The 19,946-nt window shown below is 73.8% G+C and carries 15 protein-coding genes; 12 read left to right on the top strand and 3 right to left on the bottom strand.

The features are described from left to right. Positions 1-135 precede the first annotated feature (135 nt). The 7 genes from ACH45N_RS26185 to ACH45N_RS26215 all read left to right on the top strand — a co-directional run bounded on the left by ACH45N_RS26185 (position 136) and on the right by ACH45N_RS26215 (position 7,772). On the top strand, positions 136-1,188 hold the full coding sequence (locus ACH45N_RS26185; protein ID WP_357487385.1) for a PhoH family protein: 1,053 nt from the start codon (positions 136-138) through the stop codon (positions 1,186-1,188). After that, positions 1,185-1,637: an rRNA maturation RNase YbeY gene (ybeY, locus tag ACH45N_RS26190; RefSeq protein ID WP_397398910.1), complete on the top strand. Its 453-nt coding sequence runs from the start codon at positions 1,185-1,187 to the stop codon at positions 1,635-1,637. Before ACH45N_RS26185 ends, ybeY begins: the two co-directional genes overlap by 4 nt. Positions 1,638-1,642: 5 nt before the next feature. Beyond that, a complete protein-coding gene (locus tag ACH45N_RS26195; RefSeq protein ID WP_397398912.1) occupies positions 1,643-3,025 on the top strand; it encodes a hemolysin family protein in 1,383 nt (460 codons plus the stop codon). Then, positions 3,022-3,990, top strand: coding sequence for a GTPase Era (gene era, locus ACH45N_RS26200; RefSeq protein ID WP_397398914.1), 969 nt, complete (start codon positions 3,022-3,024; stop codon positions 3,988-3,990). The genes ACH45N_RS26195 and era overlap by 4 nt, the downstream gene beginning before the upstream one ends. 112 nt (positions 3,991-4,102) lie before the next feature. Continuing rightward, the gene (locus ACH45N_RS26205) at positions 4,103-5,380 is read left to right on the top strand and encodes a cytochrome P450 (RefSeq protein WP_397398916.1); all 1,278 of its coding nucleotides are present in this window, start codon (positions 4,103-4,105) and stop codon (positions 5,378-5,380) included. Positions 5,381-5,487: 107 nt separating this feature from the next. Then, positions 5,488-7,014: a class I adenylate-forming enzyme family protein gene (locus tag ACH45N_RS26210; RefSeq protein ID WP_397398918.1), complete on the top strand. Its 1,527-nt coding sequence runs from the start codon at positions 5,488-5,490 to the stop codon at positions 7,012-7,014. Next, entirely contained in the window at positions 7,011-7,772 is a 762-nt protein-coding gene (locus tag ACH45N_RS26215) for a crotonase/enoyl-CoA hydratase family protein (RefSeq protein WP_397398920.1), read from the top strand. Before ACH45N_RS26210 ends, ACH45N_RS26215 begins: the two co-directional genes overlap by 4 nt. A gap of 202 nt (positions 7,773-7,974) precedes the next feature. Here the strand turns inward: ACH45N_RS26215 and ACH45N_RS26220 are convergent, their stop codons facing one another. Then, positions 7,975-9,174: an FAD-dependent monooxygenase gene (locus ACH45N_RS26220; protein ID WP_397398922.1), complete on the bottom strand. Its 1,200-nt coding sequence runs from the start codon at positions 9,172-9,174 to the stop codon at positions 7,975-7,977. An 85-nt stretch (positions 9,175-9,259) separates the two neighbouring features. On the opposite strand from ACH45N_RS26220, the gene ACH45N_RS26225 reads away from it, so the two are divergent. Beyond that, positions 9,260-9,865 (top strand): PadR family transcriptional regulator, encoded by a 606-nt coding sequence (locus ACH45N_RS26225; RefSeq protein WP_397398924.1) that lies wholly within the window; start codon positions 9,260-9,262, stop codon positions 9,863-9,865. An 80-nt stretch (positions 9,866-9,945) separates the two neighbouring features. Then, complete coding sequence (locus ACH45N_RS26230; protein WP_397398926.1) at positions 9,946-11,595, top strand: alpha/beta hydrolase family protein; 1,650 nt, start codon at positions 9,946-9,948, stop codon at positions 11,593-11,595. A 123-nt stretch (positions 11,596-11,718) separates the two neighbouring features. Here ACH45N_RS26230 and ACH45N_RS26235 read toward each other — a convergent pair whose 3' ends face one another. Next, positions 11,719-12,486 (bottom strand): 4'-phosphopantetheinyl transferase family protein, encoded by a 768-nt coding sequence (locus tag ACH45N_RS26235; protein ID WP_397398928.1) that lies wholly within the window; start codon positions 12,484-12,486, stop codon positions 11,719-11,721. A gap of 221 nt (positions 12,487-12,707) precedes the next feature. On the opposite strand from ACH45N_RS26235, the gene ACH45N_RS26240 reads away from it, so the two are divergent. Continuing rightward, a complete protein-coding gene (locus tag ACH45N_RS26240; RefSeq protein WP_397398930.1) occupies positions 12,708-14,864 on the top strand; it encodes a hypothetical protein in 2,157 nt (718 codons plus the stop codon). Between the two features lie 364 nt (positions 14,865-15,228). Continuing rightward, the gene (leuA, locus tag ACH45N_RS26245; protein ID WP_397399507.1) at positions 15,229-16,950 is read left to right on the top strand and encodes a 2-isopropylmalate synthase; all 1,722 of its coding nucleotides are present in this window, start codon (positions 15,229-15,231) and stop codon (positions 16,948-16,950) included. Positions 16,951-17,022: 72 nt separating this feature from the next. On the opposite strand, the gene ACH45N_RS26250 is transcribed toward leuA, so the two are convergent. Continuing rightward, positions 17,023-18,792: a serine/threonine-protein kinase gene (locus ACH45N_RS26250; RefSeq protein ID WP_397398932.1), complete on the bottom strand. Its 1,770-nt coding sequence runs from the start codon at positions 18,790-18,792 to the stop codon at positions 17,023-17,025. Between the two features lie 85 nt (positions 18,793-18,877). Here ACH45N_RS26250 and ACH45N_RS26255 point away from each other — a divergent pair, with 85 nt between their 5' ends. Then, a complete protein-coding gene (locus ACH45N_RS26255) occupies positions 18,878-19,786 on the top strand; it encodes a hypothetical protein (protein ID WP_397398934.1) in 909 nt (302 codons plus the stop codon). Positions 19,787-19,946: the final 160 nt, after the last annotated feature.

Consider the following 19,946-nt stretch of genomic DNA (forward strand, 5'->3'; position numbering starts at 1 on the left):
CTGCCCGGCTTCGCCTGAACTTCGCCTCGACCAGGAGCGGGAAAGACCGTGGCGTGACCCTGACGGGTCGATAGGATGAGCCTTGTCGTCATCCCTACCGCATGAAGGAGCGGATCGGCCCCGCGGGGCCGGCTCATGACAACTACGCCCAGCACACAGTCCCAGACCCGGATCGAGCACAAGATCGTCGTCCCGGCCCACATCCCGACGGTCGCGCTCCTCGGGAGCCGGGACTCGGTGCTGCGGGCCGTCGAGGAGGGCTTTCCCGGCGTCGACGTCCATGCCCGTGGCAACGAGATAGCGGTGAACGGACCGGCGGGCGACGTGGCCCTGGTCACCCAGCTGCTCGACGAGCTGATCGAGGTCGTCGAGGCCGGCACGCAGCTCACGCCCGAGGTCGTCAAGCGTTCGGTGGCGATGCTGAGCGACGCGTCGGCGTCGCGCCCCGCCGAGGTGCTCACGTTCAACATCCTGTCCAACCGGGGCCGCACCATCCGGCCCAAGACGGTGGGGCAGAAGGCGTACGTGGACGCGATCGACACCAACACCATCACCTTCGGCATCGGCCCGGCCGGTACCGGCAAGACCTACCTCGCCATGGCCAAGGCCGTCCAGGCGCTGCAGGCCAAGCAGGTCAACCGGATCATCCTGACGCGCCCCGCGGTCGAGGCCGGGGAGCGCCTCGGGTTCCTGCCCGGCACGCTGTCGGAGAAGATCGACCCCTACCTGCGGCCGCTGTACGACGCGCTGCACGACATGGTCGACCCCGAGCAGGTGCCCAAGCTCATCGAGGCCGGCACCATCGAGGTGGCGCCGCTGGCCTACATGCGCGGCCGCTCGCTCAACGACTCGTTCATCGTGCTCGACGAGGCGCAGAACACCTCGACCGAGCAGATGAAGATGTTCCTGACCCGCCTCGGCTTCGGCTCCAAGATGGTGATCACCGGCGACGCCACGCAGGTCGACCTGCCGGGCGGCACCACCTCCGGGCTCCGCGTCGTGGAGGACATCCTGCTGGGCGTCGACGACGTCGAGTTCTGCCGCCTGACGTCGTCCGACGTCGTGCGGCACCGCCTGGTCAGCGACATCATCGACGCGTACGCGCGGTGGGACGTGCTCACGGACGACCGCCGTCCGGGCCGCCAGCCGCAGGACCACCGTCCGGGGAGCAAGAGGCAGCGCAGGTGAGCATCGAGGTCAACAACGAGTCGGGGTTCGAGGTCGACGAGGCGGAGTTCGCCGCGCTCGGCCGCTTCGTCATCGACGCCATGCGGGTCCACCCCCAGTCGGAGCTGTCGATCATCTTCGTCGACACCACCGTCATGTCCGACCTGCACGTGCAGTGGATGGACGAGCCCGGCCCCACGGACGTGCTCTCCTTCCCCATGGACGAGCTGCGCCCGGGCCGTGACGGCGACATCACCCCGGCCGGCACGCTCGGCGACATCGTGCTGTGCCCGGAGGTCGCGGTCACCCAGGCCAAGGCCGCCGGCCACTCCACGACCGAGGAGCTGCTGCTCCTCACCACGCACGGGATCCTGCACCTGCTGGGCTACGACCACGCGGAGCCGGAGGAGGAGAAGGAGATGTTCGGCCTGCAGCGCAAGCTTCTCCTGACCTTCCTCGCGACCCGGTGACCGGCGTGATCGTCCTGCTCCTGACCCTTGTCATGCTGGTCGGCCTCTCGCTGGCGGGCATGCTCTCCGCCGGCGAGGCCGCGCTCCTGCGCGTCACCCGCGCGTCCCTCACCGAGGCGCTCGCGGAGGCCGAGCTGGGGCAGTCGCCCGACCCGCTGCGCGCCGCCCGCATCCGGCGGGCCCAGGCGCTCGTCGTGGACCCGCCGGCGACGGTCGCCTCGTTCGCGCTCGTGCGGGTCATGTCCGAGGTGGTCGCCATCGCCGCCGGGACCCTGCTGGTGCAGCAGGCGATCCCGGGCGAGGGCGTGCCCAACGAGCTGCCGGTCATGCTCATCGCGCTCGTGGTGGGCGTGGTGGTCGGCGTCATCTTCGTGCGGGTCTCGCCGCGTGCGCTCGGCTTCCGCCGGCCCGTCGCGGTGCTGCTCGCGCTGGTCGGCCCCCTGACCGGCGTCTCGCGCGCGGTCGCGTGGCTGACCCGCATCTCGGTGCCGCACGTCGACCCGTCGCCGCCCACCGAGGCGGAGCTGCGCGACATCGCCGACCGGGTGGGGGAGTCCAGCGCCTTCGAGGAGTCCGACCGGGAGCTGCTCCGCTCCGTGATCGAGCTGGGCGGCACCATCACGCGCGAGGTCATGGTGCCCCGCACCGACATGGTGACCGTCACGGCCGACACCTCGCTCGACAAGGTCCTGCGGCTGTTCCTGCGGTCCGGCTTCTCGCGCGTGCCTGTCGTGGGCGAGTCGGTGGACGACGTCGTCGGCGTCGCCTACCTGAAGGACGTCGTCGCCGCGGTGCACTGGCCCGTGGGCGACGGCGGCGCCGCGCCCGAGCCGTCCCGGCGTCCGGCCGCCGACGTCGCGCGCGACGCCGTGTTCGTACCCGAGTCCAAGCCGATCGACGACCTGCTGCGCGAGATGCAGGCCTCGGCCAGCCACATGGCGCTGGTGGTCGACGAGTACGGCGGCGTCGCGGGTCTGGTGACCATCGAGGACCTCCTGGAGGAGGTGGTGGGCGAGCTCACCGACGAGCACGACACCGTGCCCGTCCAGGAGGTCGAGGACCTGGGCGGCGGTGTGCTCCGCGTGCCCGCCCGGCTCCCGGTGGACGAGCTCGGCGACCTGTTCGACCTGCGTCTGGACGACGACGACGTGGACACCGCCGGCGGGCTGCTCGCCAAGGCCCTGGGCAAGGTGCCGCTCGCCGGCGCCTCCGTCGAGGTCGGCGGCGTGCACCTGGAGGCGGAGCGGGTCGAGGGCCGCCGCAAGCAGATCTCGACGATCCTCGTGCACCGCACGGAACCGGTGGGCGAGCCGGAAGACAGCAACGGTGGTCTCGACCAGCACGACCACCGTGATCAGAAGCGTGACCAGAAGGAAGTGACCTCTTGAGCGAGCAGCCCGCCGTGCAACAGACCGCCGCACACCGGAGCGGGTTCGCCTGCCTGGTGGGGCGTCCCAACGCCGGCAAGTCGACCCTGACGAACGCGCTGGTGGGGCAGAAGGTCGCGATCATGTCGGCGCGGCCGCAGACCACGCGGCACACGATCCGCGGGATCGTGCACCGCCCGCACGCCCAGCTCGTGCTGGTGGACACCCCCGGCCTGCACCGGCCCCGCACCCTGCTGGGGGAGCGGCTCAACGACCTGGTCCGGGACACGCTGTCCGAGGTGGACGTCATCGCGTTCTGCCTGCCCGCGGACCAGAAGGTGGGGCCGGGCGACCGCTACATCGCGGCGCAGCTCGCCGAGCTGATGACCGGCCGCCGGGCCGTGCCCGTCGTCGCCGTCGTGACCAAGGCCGACCTGGTGCCGCGCGCCGACCTGATGGAGCACCTCATCGCCGTCGACCAGCTCGCGCGGTCCGTGGACCGCGAGTGGGCCGACATCGTGCCCGTCTCCGCCAAGGACGGGTACCAGGTGGAGGAGCTCGAGGCGGTCCTCGTCTCCCACCTGCCCGAGGGCCCCGAGCTGTACCCGGACGGCGAGCTGACCGACGAGCCCGAGGCCGTCATGGTGGCCGAGCTGGTGCGCGAGGCCGCCCTGGAGGGCGTGCGCGACGAGCTGCCGCACTCCCTCGCGGTGGTCGTCGAGGAGATCGTCGAGCGCGAGGGCTCGGGCGACCCGGCCAAGGGCCGCCCGCCGCTCCTGGACGTGCGCGTCAACCTGTTCGTGGAGCGCGACTCGCAGAAGGCGATCATCATCGGGCGCGGCGGGTCCCGGCTGCGGTCGGTCGGCACCGAGGCCCGGCAGGGCATCGAGAAGCTGCTGGGCCAGCGCGTGTACCTGGACCTGCACGTCAAGGTCGCCAAGGACTGGCAGCGCGACCCGAAGCAGCTGCGCCGCCTGGGCTTCTGACGCCGCGTCCCGGGTGGCTTCCGGGGGCGCAACCCGGTGCACCCGTGCGACCGGGTCTCGAATATCGCAGCCAGGATTACGGGCAATACGGACACTGTGCTGTGATTGTGGGATGGAGAGAGTGGTCGCTCGAACGCCCCCCGTCGAGCTCACGAGCCTGACCGGGCTCACCCCCTTGTCGGCAACCACCGGAGGCGCGGACTCGCAGGAGATCTACGACGTCCTGCGCGCCAGATGGGGCGTCGTGGCGCCCGTGGACATGGAGCCGGGCGTGCCGGCGTGGCTGGTGATGGGGCACGCGGAGATCTGCGAGATCACGCGGAACGAGTCGCAGTTCTCCCGCGACCCGCGCAACTGGCGCTGGCACTACGACGGGCTGCTGTCGGAGCGCTCGGCGCTGCTCGGCATCTCGCCCCGGGAGCCGCGCAACTCCTCGTACCACCACGACGGCGAGCTGCGCCAGCGGCTGCGCCAGCCGCTGGACGACGGGCTGGAGGCGCTGCCGGAGAAGCTGGTGGTGGCGCAGGTCGAGGAAGTCAGCATGCGGCTGGTCGAGGAGCTCGGCGGCAGCGGGGAGGCCGACCTGGTCCGGGACTGGGCCAAGAAGGTGGGCTTCCTCGCGGTGACAGCGCTGTTCGGCTTCGACCACGACACGGCGAACCAGATGATGGTCGACTCGGCGCACATCATGGACCACACGGCGGAGGCGGCGCAGGCGCGCGACCGGATGGGCCGCAACCTCATGGCGCACGTCCAGGCCCGGAAGGCGACGGCGGGGTCGGACCTCACGTCGTCGTTCGTGCGGCACCCGAGCTTCCACGACGACCGCGAGATCGCGGACTCGATGTCGGTGCCGCTCATCGCCGCCAGCGAGTTCCTCACGGCGTGGATCGCCCTGACCCTGCGGCTGCTGCTCACGGACCAGCGGTTCGCCGCGCGCTGGACCGGCGGCCGGATCGCCCTGGACGACGCGCTGGACGAGGTGCTGTGGCGCGAGGCGCCCGCCGCGAACCCGCCGCTGCCTCGCTACGCGATGGGCGACCTGGAGCTCGACGGCAAGCTGATCCGCAAGGGTGACGCGCTGATCATGGCCGTCGCCGCCGCCAACCAGGACCCGCTGGTGCACACCGGGAACATGTGGGACGAGGTGGGCAACCGGGCGCACCTGGCCTGGGGCGTGGGGCCGCACCGGTGCCCGGCGTCGCGGCAGGCACGGATCATCGCGCGGGTCGCGATCAACCGGCTGCTCACCGAGCTCGACCTGGAGCTCGCGGTCGAGGACCACGACCTCGCCTGGGTCCCGTCGCCCTGGGTGCGGCACCCGCAGGCCCTGCCCGTCCGGTACCAGCGAGCGCGGTCGTCGGGCACCGAGATCTACGTGGTGCGCTGAGGGTGGCGCCCGCGGTGTGACGTAGTCGACGCGCCCTTCCGCGCCGCGCAGACCCGGTAGTACGGTCACGAAACGTACTTACCGGACACCTGTCGTGGAGGAAGAGCATGCTCACCGTTGACCTGGTCCGCCGCGGCGCCGCCCGGTTCGGGCCCCGCACCGCCGTCCGCTTCGGTGCCGAGTCCCTGACGTATGCGCAGGTGGACGCCGCGGCGAACGCCATCGCGCGGGTGCTGCACGCCCACGGCGCCGAGCCGGGCGCGCGCGTGGCGCTGCTGATGGGCAACGGGCTGTGGTCCATCGCCATGGACTTCGCCTGCCTCAAGGCGGGGGTCACGCGGGTGCCGCTCAACGCCCGGCTGTCCGCCACCGAGCAGGGCCGCATGCTCCAGGAGACGGAGGTGCGCCTCCTGGTGCACGACGCGGCCCTGGCCGAGCGGGCGGGCGAGCTCGCCGCGGCGCACGGCCTGACGACGCTGGGCCTCGGCGCGCCCGGCGCCGTCGGCGGACCGGACCTGCTGGTGGCGATGCAGGACGTCTCCACGGCCGACCCGAACCTGCCCGCGCACCCGCAGGACCCGATCCTGCTGCTGTACACGTCAGGCACCACCGGCACGCTCAAGGCGGTCGAGCACACCCAGGCCAGCTACGCCGCGATCGTCGCGAACATCCTGACCAACCTGGTCAGCCCGGCGCGCGACTCCGTGATGCTGCACGCGGCCAGCCTGATCCACGCCAGCGGCACGTTCGTGCTGCCCTACTGGCTGCGCGGCGGGGAGTCCGTGGTGCTGTCCGGCTTCGAGCCCCAGGGCTACGTCGACGCGATCGCGCGGTACCGCGCCACGGAGATCAACCTGGTGCCCACGATGATCGGGATGCTGCTCTCGTCCGGCGTCGCCCAGGGCGCTGACGTGTCCTCCCTGCGCACCGCCATCTACGGCGCCAGCCCCATGCCGCGACCGGTGATCGAGCAGGCCATGGACGTGTGGGGACCCCGGTTCGCGCAGTACTACGGCCAGACCGAGGCGCCGCTGTGCCTCACGGTGCTCGACGCCGCCGACCACACCGACGCGTCCCTGCTGGGCTCCTGCGGCCAGCCCGCGCTCGACGCCCAGATCCTCGTCACCGACGACGCCGGCACCCCCGTCGCGCCGGGCGAGATCGGGGAGATCCGGGTCCGCGCGCCGTTCACGATGGCCGGCTACCACGCCGCGCCCGAGCTGAACGCGGAGATGTTCGCCGGCGACGGCTGGCTGCGCACCCGCGACATGGCCCGTGTGGACGAGCGCGGCTACCTCTATCTCGTGGACCGCCGCAGCGACATGATCATCACCGGGGGCTACAACGTCTACCCGCGCGAGGTCGAGGACGTGCTGCTCGCCCAGCCGTCGGTGGCGCAGGCCGTCGTCGTGGGCGCCCCCGACGACACCTGGGTCGAGGCCGTCACCGCGTTCGTCGTGCCCGCGCCGGGCGCCGTCGTCGACGAGGCCGCGCTGCAGGCCGCAGTGCGCGACAAGCTCGCCGGCTACAAGGTGCCCAAGACCGTGCGCGCGGTCGACTCGGTGCCGCTGTCGCCCGTGGGCAAGGTGCTGCGTCGCGCGCTGCGCGAGCCCCTGTGGGAGGGCAGCCGGTGAGCGTCCTGGTCACCCGCGAGGGCAGCGTCACCCTGATCGGCATCGACCGTCCCGAGCGCCGCAACGCCGTCGACGGCCCCACCGCGACGGCGCTCGCCGCCGCGTTCCGGGCCTTCGACGCCGACGACGCCGCGACCGCCGCCGTGCTGTACGGCACGGGCGGCACGTTCTGCTCCGGTGCCGACCTCAAGGCGCTCGGCACCCCGGACGGCAACCGCGCCGCGCCCGACGGCGACGGACCCATGGGGCCCACCCGGCTGCGGCTGACCAAGCCGGTCGTCGCCGCGATCTCCGGGCACGCCGTCGCGGGCGGGCTGGAGCTGGCGGCCTGGGCCGACCTGCGGGTCGCCGACGAGACCGCGGTGTTCGGCGTCTACTGCCGCCGCTGGGGCGTGCCGCTGATCGACGGCGGCACCGTGCGGCTGCCCCGGCTGATCGGGCAGTCGCACGCCATGGACATGATCCTGACCGGGCGGTCCGTCGACGCGGACGAGGCGCTGCGCATCGGCCTGGCCAACCGGGTGGTGCCGGCGGGGCAGGCGGTGCCGGCGGCCGTGGCGCTGGCGGCGTCGCTCGCGGCGTTCCCGCAGGTGTGCTTGCGTGAGGACCGCGCGTCCGTGCTGGACCAGTGGGGCCTCTCCGAGACGGAAGCCCTGGCCCGCGAGTGGGAGCACGGCGCCCGCTCCCTGGCGGCGGACGCCTACGCGGGCGCGGCCGACTTCGCCGCGGGCGCGGGCCGCCACGGCACCCCGGCCTGACGCGCGGGCCCGGCTGACAGCGGCCGGACCGCGGCCGCCCTGCTCCGACGGCTGCCTGTGGCCGTGCCGCGGCCGCCCTGCTTCGGCGGGTTCCCTTTGAGGCCCGGGTTTCTCCTCTTTCAGGCGGCTGAAAGAGGAGAAACCCGGGCCTCAAAGGTGATGGGGTGGACGCCGGGGGTGGACGCCGGAGGTGGCGACGAGGTCACGCCGGGAGGCGGTCGGCCGGGGCGTCCCAGTCGATGCGGTAGTCCGTGACCCAGTCGTTCGTGGACCGGGCCGCGGCGCGGCTCACGAGCGGCAGGATCACCCGGTCGCGCAGCACCCGGGTCAGCGGGTTCGGGATCTTCTGGTTCGAGGTGCGCTTCGCCTGCGCGATGAGCCGCTCGACCCGGGTCCGGCGCGCCGCCTCGAAGGCCGCGAACGCGCGGGTCGGGTCGCCGTGGTCGCGCAGGAACCGGGCGAGCAGCACGCCGTCCTCGATCGCGAGCGAGGCGCCCTGGCCGGACGTCGGCGAGATGCCGTGCGCGGCGTCGCCCACGAGCCCGATCGGGCCGCGGTGCCACACGGGCACGCTCGGCAGGTCGAGCGTGTTCCACGGCGCGATGATCTCCGGGGTGGCGGCGAGGATCCGCAGCGCGGGGCCGGCGTCGTCGGCGAAGAGGCGCACCAGCTCCGCGCGCCACCGTTCCGGGGTCCAGGCGGCGAGCTCGGCGTCGGTCGCCGCGCGGGCGCGCGGCACGTTCGCGAACCACCAGACGTCGCCGGGGCCGCGGTTCACGTACGCGAAGAAGGCCCGTCGGCCGAAGATCATGGTGAACACGCCCACGGGGCCGTCCACCGAGATGCCCGAGGCGTACCCGCCCGTGTTGAGCAGCCCGGTGTAGCGGGGCGGCGGGCAGGCCGGGTCGAGGATCGCCCGGGTGCGGGAGTGCAGGCCGTCGGCCCCGATCAGCAGGTCGCCCTCGGCGGTGGTGCCGTCGGCGAAGGAGGCGACGACGCCGCCCGCGCCCGCCGCCGCGGCGTCGACGAGCTGCCGGCCGTAGTGGATCGGGATCCCGCGGCGCACGGCCTCGTCGCGCAGCCGGACGTAGAGGTCGGACCGGCGGACGGTCTGGCTGACCGTGCCCGCGTCGTCGTCCCGGCCCATCCCGAGGTGGGCCAGGAGCCGGCCGTCCGACCCGCGCAGCTCCAGCGCGGGGGTGTCGAAACCACCGAGGTCGCGGTGGTCGACGTCGAGCACCCGCAGGGCGGCGAGCCCGTTCGGCGCCAGGGTGAGGTAGGCGCCGACGCCGTCCGCGGTGCGGCCGTAGGCCTCGTGGATCTCGGCGTCGATGCCCGCCTTCTGCAGGGCCATGGCGGTCACGGGTCCGGTGATGCCCGCTCCGATGATGATCGCGCTCATGCACTCACCATAAAATGGCTAACCATAAAATGGCAAGATGTTCCGCCACCGATCAACCGCAACCCGTCCGCCTAGGCTGGGCGCCGTGACCCAGGACTCCCGGCCGCGCTCCCCGCTCGCCATGGTGCTGCTCGCGCTGCTCGCGGAGGAGCCGATGCACGCCTACCGCATGCAGCGGCTGATCAAGACGCGGCGCAAGGACGACGTCGTCAACGTGGCGCGCAGCAACAGCGTCTACCAGTCGATCGAGCGCCTGCTGCGCGACGGCCTCATCGAGGTGCACGAGAAGCTGGCGGCCGACGCCGGCCCGGCCCGGATCGTCTACGCCCTGACCCCCGACGGCTCCGCCGCCCTGCGCCGCTGGATGGACGCGGCGCTCGCGACGCCGGCGCGCGAGTTCCCCGAGTTCCGGGCGGTGCTGGCCGTGGTCGCGATCACCGGTCCCGACCTGGTGCGGGACCGGCTCGCGGAGCGCGCCACCGCGCTGGAGGCCGTGCTCGCCGCGGCCGAGCGCGAGGCCGCCGACGCGCAGGAGTGGGGCCTGCCCCGCGTGCTCCTCCTGGAGCACGAGCACCTCGTGGTCACCACGCGCGCCGAGCTGGACTGGGTGCGCGCCGTGGTCGCCGACCTGCGGTCGGGGGAGCTGACGTGGGACACGCAGGAGATGCTGGACTCGCGCCCGCCGGTGTGAGGGGCGCGCGACCGCGTGATCCGCCTGCTCGGGGCGCGTTCCGGATCGAGTGAACGGGGCGCCGGGCGTAGCATCCGAAGGTGTTCTTTCGGACCGTCGCCACCTCCGCCGCGATCCTGGTCGCGCTGGCCGTCACGGGTGCCGTCGCGGGCCCCGCCTGGGAGCCGGAACCGGTGACCGACCACCTGCACCTGGCCACCTCCTCGACGGCGATCGGGGGCGCCGACCCCGACGCCGGGGAACCCGGTGACTTCGAGGTGCGCGAGACCCCGGTGACCATCCCGCTGGCCGACGGCCGGGAGGTGGGCGGCCTGCTGCGCGAGCCGGTGGGGGCCGGCGACGCCGGGGGAGTCGATGCCGACGAGGACGCCGGCCGTCCCGGGATCGTGTTCGTGCACGGCGCGGGCACCGGCAAGGCCACCGACGCGTTCACGCTCGCCGCGACCGCGCTCGCGAGCGCGGGGATCACCACGCTGGTGCCCGACAAGCGGCTCGACAACTACTCGACCCGGCACCGTGACTACGAGCAGATGGCGCGCGACTACGCCTGGTCGGTGCGGTTCCTGCGGGAGGTCCCGGGCGTGGACCCGGACGACGTCGGCCTGTACGCCGAGTCGGAGGGGGCGTGGGTGTCGCCGGTGATGATGGTCGACGACCCGCGGCTCGCGTTCCAGATCCTGGTCTCGGCGCCGATCGTGCCGCCGCGGCAGCAGGCCGCCTACGCCGTCGACAACTACCTGCGCAACACCGACGTGCCCGGCGGGGTGTTCCGGGCGATCCCGCGCGCGGTGGGCATGAAGGTGCCGGGCGGCGGGTTCGAATACGCGGACTTCGACGTCCGCCCCTGGCTCCGGGAGCAGGAGGACCCGATCCTCGCGGTCTTCGGCACCAACGACGCCTCCATGCCGCTGGAGCAGGGCACGCGCGAGCTCCTGGCCGACGCCGACGCCGACGACGTGACGGTGCGGTTCTACGAGCGCGCCAACCACGGCATCAACGTGGAGACGCCCGGCGGGCTGGTGCTGCACCCCGACTTCGCGCGGGACGTCGCCGACTGGGTGCTGGGGCTGCCGGCCACGGCGTCCGCCCCGCCGCAGGTCGCCGGGGCGCAGCCCGAGCAGCTCTACCTCGCGGCGCCCGTGCCGCAGCCGCACTGGTACGGCGACGGCGACTGGCTGGTCGGGGTGGTCGTGACCGCGGGCGGGCTGTTGGTCGTGGGCCCCCTCCTGCTGGGCGGCGCGGCGCTCGCGGGCCGGGTGGCCCGACGGCGGTCCGGCCGCCCGGGCGTCCGTCTCGCGCGGGGGCTGCGCGCACCCCTGACCGGGCTGGGCGTCGGGGCCGTGGCGACGATGCTCGGCCTGGCCGCGTACCTCGGGGCCGTCGCCCGGCTGGCCCTGGACTACGAGAAGAACGCCCTGGTGGTGCAGGGCGGCTGGATCGCGGTGCGCCTGCTGGGCCTGGTCGCCGTCGTCGCCGCCGCGCTGCTGCTCAACCGTGTGCGGGACCTGAGGATGTCCGTCGCCGACCGCGGCCCCGCGGACGCGGTGCGCGCCGACCCGGGCCCGCCGGACGCCGACCCGGCTCCGCCGGACGCCGTCCGGCCGGAGCCGCATCGTCCCCACCGCGCCGCCGTCGCCGTGGTCTCGACGGGCTTCTGGGCCACGGTGCTGGGCGCGACGGCGCTGCTGGTGACCCTGGCGTACTGGGGCGCCTACCAGCTGGGCATCTGACCCGGGCATCTGACCTGGGTATCTGACCCGGGCATCTGACCCGGGTATCTGACCCGGGTTCAGCAGGCCGGAGGCGACCGCACCGGCTGCGTTCGTGGTCGCCGAACGCCTGGTGAAGGAGCCTCAGTAGCCGGACCGCGCGGCCGCTCCCGCCAGACGGCGGGCCGGGGCGGCGTCGGGGATCTCGTCCGGGAGCCGCAGGTGCCGCACCTGGTCCACGTGCGTGGTCGTCGCCAGCGCCGCGCTGTACCCCGCCGGCGCGGGCACGTGCGTCAGGTACGGCCGGGGGTGGGGGAGCCGTACCGACGGGTCGGCCGTGACCAGGCTCGGGCGCGGCCCGGTCACGTCGAGGTCCCGCAGGGGGATCGCCAGGCCGTGCCCGGTGAGCTTGGTCGTCGCCTCCTTGCGCGTCCACGACGCGAGCAGCGCGTCCGCGCGGTCGCGGGCCGGGAGACGGCGCCAGGCATGGTGCTCGGCGCGGGTGAGCGCGGCCGCCGCGAGGTCGTCCAGGTCGCGCTCCGCGGGCCGGGCGTCGAGGTTGGCGCCCACCCGGCCGTCGCCCACCACGGCGACCAGCACCCAGGCGCGCGTGTGCGACACCGAGTAGTCCAGGGCCGCGTCCGCGACGTGCGGCCGGCCGTGCTGCGGGTCGCCGCACCGGTCGCACGCCCGCTCGACGACGACGTCCTCCGGTGCGACCCCGAGATACCGGGCCAGGATCAGCCGCTGCGCCGCGCGCGACGTCAGGTGGACGTCCGCGGCCCGTGCGTCCAGGCCCACGACCTGCTCCCGATCCGGTACGGTCAGCAGGCGCGTCCAGGTCTCGCGGCGTCGGACCGGAACGAGCCAGACGTCGCAGGTGCGGGGGGCCGGTGCGGCTGCTGGGTCCACTGCGTTCTCCTGTGACCTCGGTGTGCTGCCGGCTGTCGCCGACGGCGGATGTCCCACGCACACCAGATGTGATGGACGTGCGCAGAAATACAGGTGTGACCGGACTCGCCGTGCCACGGCCTGACAGAGCCGGTACCCAACGGGTAGAAACGTGGTGGGCCCCAGCGCCGCCAGCCACACTTCCCCAGTCTCGACCAGCGGCGTTATCGAGGAGTGAACGGATGATGGACCAGCACGCTTCGGAGCGTGACGAGAGAACTTCGGCCGACGTCGCGGACGACGCCAACGGCGCGCCGACGGAGAGCCTCGGCCACGAGCACGTCGCCACGCTCGCCCCGGAGGCCGGTCCCGACACCGCCGCCGAGGACGCCGGCGCGGTCGGTCCGTTCGCGAACATCGCGGCCGCCGACTACGTGCGGGACGCCATCGCCGCGCTCGCCCTGCTCGTGTCGCTCGCCCTCCCGTGGAACCTCACCGACCGCTCGGCGGACCGGGTCGAGGTCGTGCTGGCGGTCGCGCTGTCGCTCGCCTCGCTGACCCTGCCCTACCTGGCGCGCTTCGGCGTGCTGCCCGTCACGTGGACCGTGCACTCGACACGGCGCGCCCGCCTGGTCGCCGGGCTCCCGCTCGCCGTGATCGGGCTGGTCCACCTCGTGCTCGACCTGCGCGGCGGCGCGGGTGTCGGCACCGGCCTGGGCCTCGCGCTCGCCGGCGCGGCGCTCGCCGCGACCCCGCGCGACAGCGAGCTCGGCCCCGTCGACCAGGACGCCGCCGTGGTGCGCGCCTGGCGCTTCGGCCTCGCCGGCGTGGGTGTGCTCATCGCCCTGGGCGCCGTCGTCTCCACGCTGCTCGCCGAGCTCGCCGACGGCGCGACCCTGGGCGACCGCCTCCTCGCGCCCGTGTGGCTCGCGCTCTCGCTCGGCCTGGTATGGCTCCTCGTGGGCGGCACCGTGCGGCACGACCGGCCGTCCCGGCTGGTGCTCGTCGCCGTCGGCATCGTGCTCGCGCTCCTGTTCGTCTTCACCTCCGGCGGCGCGCTGACCGGGATGGAGTCGATGCAGCCCGGCGTCACCGACCCGAGCCGGTTCGGCCTCGTGCTGCTCCCGCTCGCCGCCGCCGTGGCGGGCTCGCCCGCCGTGCGCCGCGACCCCGCGGCGGCCGACGCCGAGGAGAGCACCGAGCACGCCGCCGGCGTCTGGGTGCGGGTCGCGATCCGGGCGTTCGACGTCATCGTCCTGCTCGCGGTGTGCAGCGCGCTGGCCGCGCTCGTGCAGCTCATCGACCCCGGCTTCATCGGGTCCGGCGCCGGCGTCACGCTGGTTGTGCGGCTCGTGCTCGGCGTCGTCGTGGCCGGTATCGCCTGGTTCGCGCGCCGGTCCCTGAAGCGCGACCCCACCACGGGCCACGTGCCCGCCGTCGGCGCCGCCTGCGTGGCGGGCGTGCTGGGCCTCGTCGTCGTCATCGCGACGTCGGGCGCGAGCCTGGGCGTGAACCTTGGCGACCTGCTCATGGCGCTGGCCCTGCCCATCGTCGCGGCGAGCGCGCTGATGGTGCCCAAGGCGGTGCGCGAGCACTTCCAGACCGCCGGCATCGGCGGCGAGGCCGACGTCGACCGCAGCCAGGCCTACGTGTGGGCCCCGCCGCGCCCCAAGGGCGACAAGGCCCCGCCGGCCACCCTCCCGGAGGAGCCCGTGCGCAGCGCGCCGGAGCTCCGCCGTCCCGCCGAGCCGCGCCGCGTCACCTCGACCGGTGCCGTGCGGACCGTCGCGGGCGCCACCGCCGGCCAGCGCGGCGTGGTCCCGGTGCAGGCGTCGCAGCCGGCCTCGGGCGAGGTCTCGCTCGGCTCCATGCGCACGGTCGAGGACATGCCCGCGGTGGCGGGCCCGGTCGACGCGACCGCGACCCTGCCCCCGGTCCGCCCGGGCGCCACGCCCGGGGCGGCACAGCCCGTGTCGGGCGCACAGCCGGTGGCGTCCGGTCAGCCGACGTCGGGCGCCCACCCGACCGCCCAGCCCACGGCGCGCATCCGGCCGGTCGGCAACGGCCAGCAGGCCGCTCCGGCACAGGGCTCGGCCGGCGACGTCGAGGAGCACACCACGCGCCGCGTCGTCTCCGGGCAGGGCGCCGGCGCCGCGTCGTCGGACTACGGCTCCGAGTCGGGCCACACCGCGGTGCTGCCGCCCGTGGGCGGCCGGTGGACCCCCGCCGTCGCGCTCGACCCGGCCACCCCGCTCGCGGACCTGGCGAAGATCGTCCAGGAGGCGCCGCACCTGCGCCCGCAGGTCGCGGCGAACCCGTCGACGTACCCGGCGCTGCTGGACTGGCTGGGTGCCCTGGGCGACCCCCAGGTCGACGCGGCCCTCCGCAGCCGCCGCTGACCCCCCCGACGTGTCGGACGGACAGGTCACTCCGGTGACCTGTCCGTCCGACACGTGTGCGCGGGCGCCCCTCCTGCACGTGGGGTCAGGTCCGGATCGTGGGCGTGACTGGCGCCCACGGTCCGGACGAGGGGTACAGTGACCGCGTGCGCCTGACGGTGATCCTTCTCCTTCGCTGCCGCGACGAGGCCTAGACAGGCCGGTCCCTCGTCGCGGAGGCTTGGTGTGCCGGCCAACCTCACCGAGCGAAGGACAGACGATGGAGAACAGCATCACCGCCACCACCCCCGGCGGAGTTCACGAGACGACCGTGCACGGCGCAGCAGGCGGGATCATCGAGGACAACCCGCAGCAGACGTCGGGCATGCCGACGCAGAAGTACCGGCCCTTCCACGAGCAGATCAGCCTCGAGCTGCCCGACCGCACCTGGCCGGGCAAGCGCATCGAGAAGGCCCCGCGCTGGTGCGCGGTGGACCTGCGGGACGGCAACCAGGCCCTGATCGAGCCGATGGACGCGGAGCGCAAGCTGCGCATGTTCGAGCTGCTGGTCAAGATGGGCTACAAGGAGATCGAGGTCGGCTTCCCGTCCGCGAGCCAGACCGACTACGACTTCGTGCGCAAGCTGATCGAGGAGAACCGGATCCCCGACGACGTGGTGATCCAGGTGCTGACCCAGGCCCGGGCCCACCTCATCGAGCGCACCTACGAGTCGATCACGGGCGCCAAGCAGGCGATCGTGCACCTGTACAACTCGACGTCCGTGCTCCAGCGCGAGGTCGTGTTCCGGTCCGACCAGGACGGCATCGTGGACATCGCGCTCGACGGCGCGAAGCTGTGCCGCAAGCTGGAGGAGACCGTCCCGGGCACCCGGATCTACTACGAGTACTCCCCGGAGTCGTACACCGGCACGGAGCTGGAGTTCGCGGTCCGCATCTGCAACGAGGTCATCGAGGTCTTCGAGCCGACGCCGGAGCGCAAGGTCATCATCAACCTGCCCGCGACCGTCGAGATGGCCACGCCCAACGTGTACGCGGACTCCATCGAGTGGATGAGCCGGCACCTGGCCCACCGCGAGAACGTCATCCTGTCGCTGCACCCGCACAACGACCGCGGCACGGCCGTCGCGGCCGCCGAGCTGGGCTACCTGGCCGGTGCCGACCGCATCGAGGGCTGTCTGTTCGGCAACGGCGAGCGCACCGGCAACGTCGACCTGGTGACCCTGGGCATGAACCTGTTCTCGCAGGGGATCGACCCGCAGATCGACTTCAGCGACATCGACGGCATCCGCCGCACGGTCGAGCACTGCAACCAGATGCCGGTGCACGAGCGGCACCCGTACGTGGGCGACCTGGTGTTCACGGCGTTCTCGGGCTCGCACCAGGACGCCATCAAGAAGGGCTTCGAGCACATGGCCGGGCGGGCCGAGGCCGCCGGCGTGGGCGTCGACGACCTGGACTGGGGCGTGCCGTACCTGCCGATCGACCCGCGCGACGTCGGGCGGTCCTACGAGGCCGTGATCCGCGTGAACTCGCAGTCGGGCAAGGGCGGCGTGTCCTACCTGCTCAAGAGCGAGCACAACCTGGACCTGCCGCGCCGGCTGCAGATCGAGTTCTCGCACGCCGTGCAGAAGGTGACCGACGAGCAGGGCACCGAGGTGACCGGCGCGGACATCTGGCGCATCTTCACCGACGAGTACCTGCCGGTCGAGGAGAACGCGGCGTCCGGCCTGGAGCACTGGGGCCGGCTCACGCTGCGCGGCACCCGTGCCGTCTCGGCCGAGGGCGCGCAGGACACGCTCGAGGTGGACGTGACCGACCGGGGCAAGGAGCTGACCCTGACCGGCACGGGCAACGGCCCGATCGACGCGTTCGTTAACGCGATCGCGCAGGTGGGCGTGGACGTACGCGTGCTCGACTACACCGAGCACGCCCTGTCCGAGGGCGGCGACGCCAGCGCGGCGGCGTACGTCGAGTGCGCGGTGGGCGACGACGTCCTGTGGGGCGTCGGCATCGACCCGTCGATCACGCTGTCGTCCCTCAAGGCGATCGTCTCGGCCGTCAACCGCGCGGAGCGCGCGACGTCCTGACCCTCCTCGTTGAGTGCTGGGTATTTGCGGGTTCTCCGGCCGGAAACCCGCAGATACCCAGCACTCAACGAGCTAGTCGAGGCGGGTGAACGTTGCCTCGAAGCCGTTCGTCCACTGCGTGTGGGTCGTCGTGTCGCAGGTGTACTCCAGCGGCTGGGACAGGCCCTCGGGCTCGTAGGTGTCGCCGTTGTCGCCGAGCTCCCGCGTGACCTCGGTGTCGGCGAAGTCGACCGTCTCGAAGGTGAGCGTGCCGCCCTTGGTCGAGACCGTGTACGTGGCCGTGCCGGTCCAGGTCTCGACGTACTCCCCGGCGGGCAGGTCGGCGCGGAGCGGCTCGGCGTCGTCGAACTCCACGACCTGGGTCCCGTCGGGGCGGAACTCCACCACGCGCCCGGTCCAGCCCGTGGTCGGGTACGTCTCGCCCTGGGCCGAGATCTCCGTCGCCAGGTCCGTCTGCTCCCAGCGCCCCACGAGGCACTCGTCGATGACCGACGGCGGCGCCGTGGACGCCGACGCGGACGGCTCCCCGGAGGCCGCGGCCGGCTCCGAGGCCGGTCCGGACGCCGCCGTGGACGGCGTCCCCGACGCAGCGGCGCCCGCCTCTCCCGAGCGCAGGCCGAGCACGGCCGCCGTCGTGCCGCCCCCGAGGACGACCACGGCGGCCGCCGCGACGAGCCAGGTGGTCGGCCGGGTCAGCAGGCCGCGACGGGGTGCGTCCGGCGCGGGTTCCGGCGCGGGCGCAGGTCCGGACGCCGGTCCCGACGACGGCGCCGGTCCCGACGCCGGTTCCGACCCCGCGTTCGCCGCCGTGCCGACCGCCCGGACCACCGTCCCGTCGTCGCGCAGCGCGGTCGTGTCGTCGTCTTCGGTGCCGGTGCCGGTGCCGGTGCCGGTGCCGGTGCCGGTGCCGGTGCCGATGCCCGTGCCCGTGCCCGTGCCGGCGGCCCCGGCCGCCCCCGCCGGGAGGATCTTCGCGGCGCCCGCCCGCCCGTCCGCGGGCACGTCGTCCAGGAAGTCGAGCACCTCCTGCAACCCGGGCCGGGCCTCGGGGTCCTTGGCCAGGCAGGCCCGGACGAGCGGGAGCAGCCACTCCGGGCACCCGCTCAGGTCCGGCTCCTCGTGGACCACGCGGTAGTAGACGACGGTGGTGTCGCCCTCGCCGAACGCGCGCTGCCCGGTCGCGGCGTAGAGCGCGACGGCGCCCAGCGCCCAGACGTCGGCGGCGGGTGTCGCGAGGCTGCCGCGCACCTGCTCGGGCGCCATGAAGGCGGGCGTGCCGACCTTGAGGCCGGTGCGGGTCAGCGACGTCGAGTCGGACCCCTGCGCGATGCCGAAGTCGATGACGAACGGGCCGTCCTGGGCGAGCAGGATGTTGGACGGCTTGAGGTCGCGGTGCACGATGCCGACCTGGTGCACGGCCCGCAGCGCCTCGGCCACCCCGGCGAGCATGCGGCGCACGTCGGGCTCGGGCAACGGCCCCTGGGTGCGGACGACGGCGGAGAGCGCGGGGCCGGCCACGTACTCGACGGCCAGCCACGGCTGGTCGCCGTCCGGGTCGGCGTCGATGAGGGTGGCCAGGAACCTGCCGCGCACCTTCATCGCGGCCGCCGCCTCCCGGCGGAACCGCGTGCGGAACTCCGGGTCCTGCACGTGTTCCCGCAGGATCGCCTTGAGGGCGAGCTTGCGGCCGGTGCGGGTCTCCGCGAGATAGACGGCCCCCATGCCGCCGGCCCCGATGCGGCCGAGGAGCTGGTATCCGCCCAGCTCCTGCGGGTCGCCGGGCTCGAGCGGGTGGATCTGCGGGGCTGCCCCGGAGCCTGGCGCGATCATGGTGCGAAACATACCGGATATCCTTGAATTCACCCGATATTTCGGTCATGGTGATGCGCGTTCCCAGACAGGGAGATCCAGACGCAGGGGGAGAACCATGAAGCGAAAGCTGGTGAGCCGCGCGCTGCCGTCCGTGCTCGTCGCGGGCGGACTGATGGTCACGGGCACCATCTCCGCGACCGCGGCCGACGGCGCCATGTCGAGCGTCGAGCAGCAGTCCGGGGGCCTGGGCGACCTGCTGTCGGGCACGGTCGACGCCGTGGTCGGCAAGGGCGGCGCGGTCGACAGCACGCTGACCCAGGTGACGGACACGGTCGAGCAGGTCACGAAGAAGGACGGCGCCGTCGACGACACCGTCACGGGCGTGACGGGCGCCGTGACGTCGGTGGCCGGCAAGGACGGCGCCGTCGACGACGTGGTGAAGGTCGTGACCAGCGGCGGCACCGAGGCGCCCGCGGCCGGCAGCGGCCCCGTCGAGGGCGTCGTGCGCGGCGTGTCCGGCGCCGTGACGTCGGTGGCCGGCGAGGAGGGCGCCGTCGACGACGTCCTGGGCGCCGACGCGCCCCGGCGCGGCGTGCTGGACGACCTGCCCGCCGAGGTCATCGGCGACGTGGGCTCCGTGGGCGAGAACCTCGGCCGCGGCGACGTGCCCGGCACGATTGGCGCGGTCACCGGCGAGGACGGCGTCGTGGACGACCTCCTGGAGAGCCCGGAGCGCGGCGGCCCGGGCGGCGGCGACCCCGGCGACGGGGGCGACGGAGACGGAGGCGGCTCGGGTGACGGGTCGGACGGCGGCGGCACGATCCCCGTGTCGAACACGCCCGGGCTCGGCACCGCCGTCGACCTCGGCCTGCCGGTCCAGGCGATCGGCGAGGCCCAGGCCCCGGGCGCGCTCGCGCAGACCGGCGTCCAGGTCGCCGGCGTGGCCGCCGTCGCGCTCGGCCTCACGGCCGGGGGCGCCGCGCTGGTCCGCGCCCGCCGCCGGATGCTGGAGACGCAGGACTGAGGTCCTCACCTGGGCGGCTGCTGGTCGGCAGTGTGCCCCGCGAGTTCGGCAGTTGGCGTGGGGGGGGGGGGGGGGGGCGTGCCCGCCCGACCCCCACAACGCCCCACGGCGCCACCAGGCCCGCAACGCCCGGGGGCCCCCCCCGCCCGGGGGGGTCGCC

Source organism: Promicromonospora sp. NPDC019610 (assembly GCF_044389365.1).
Lineage (GTDB): Bacteria > Actinomycetota > Actinomycetes > Actinomycetales > Cellulomonadaceae > Promicromonospora.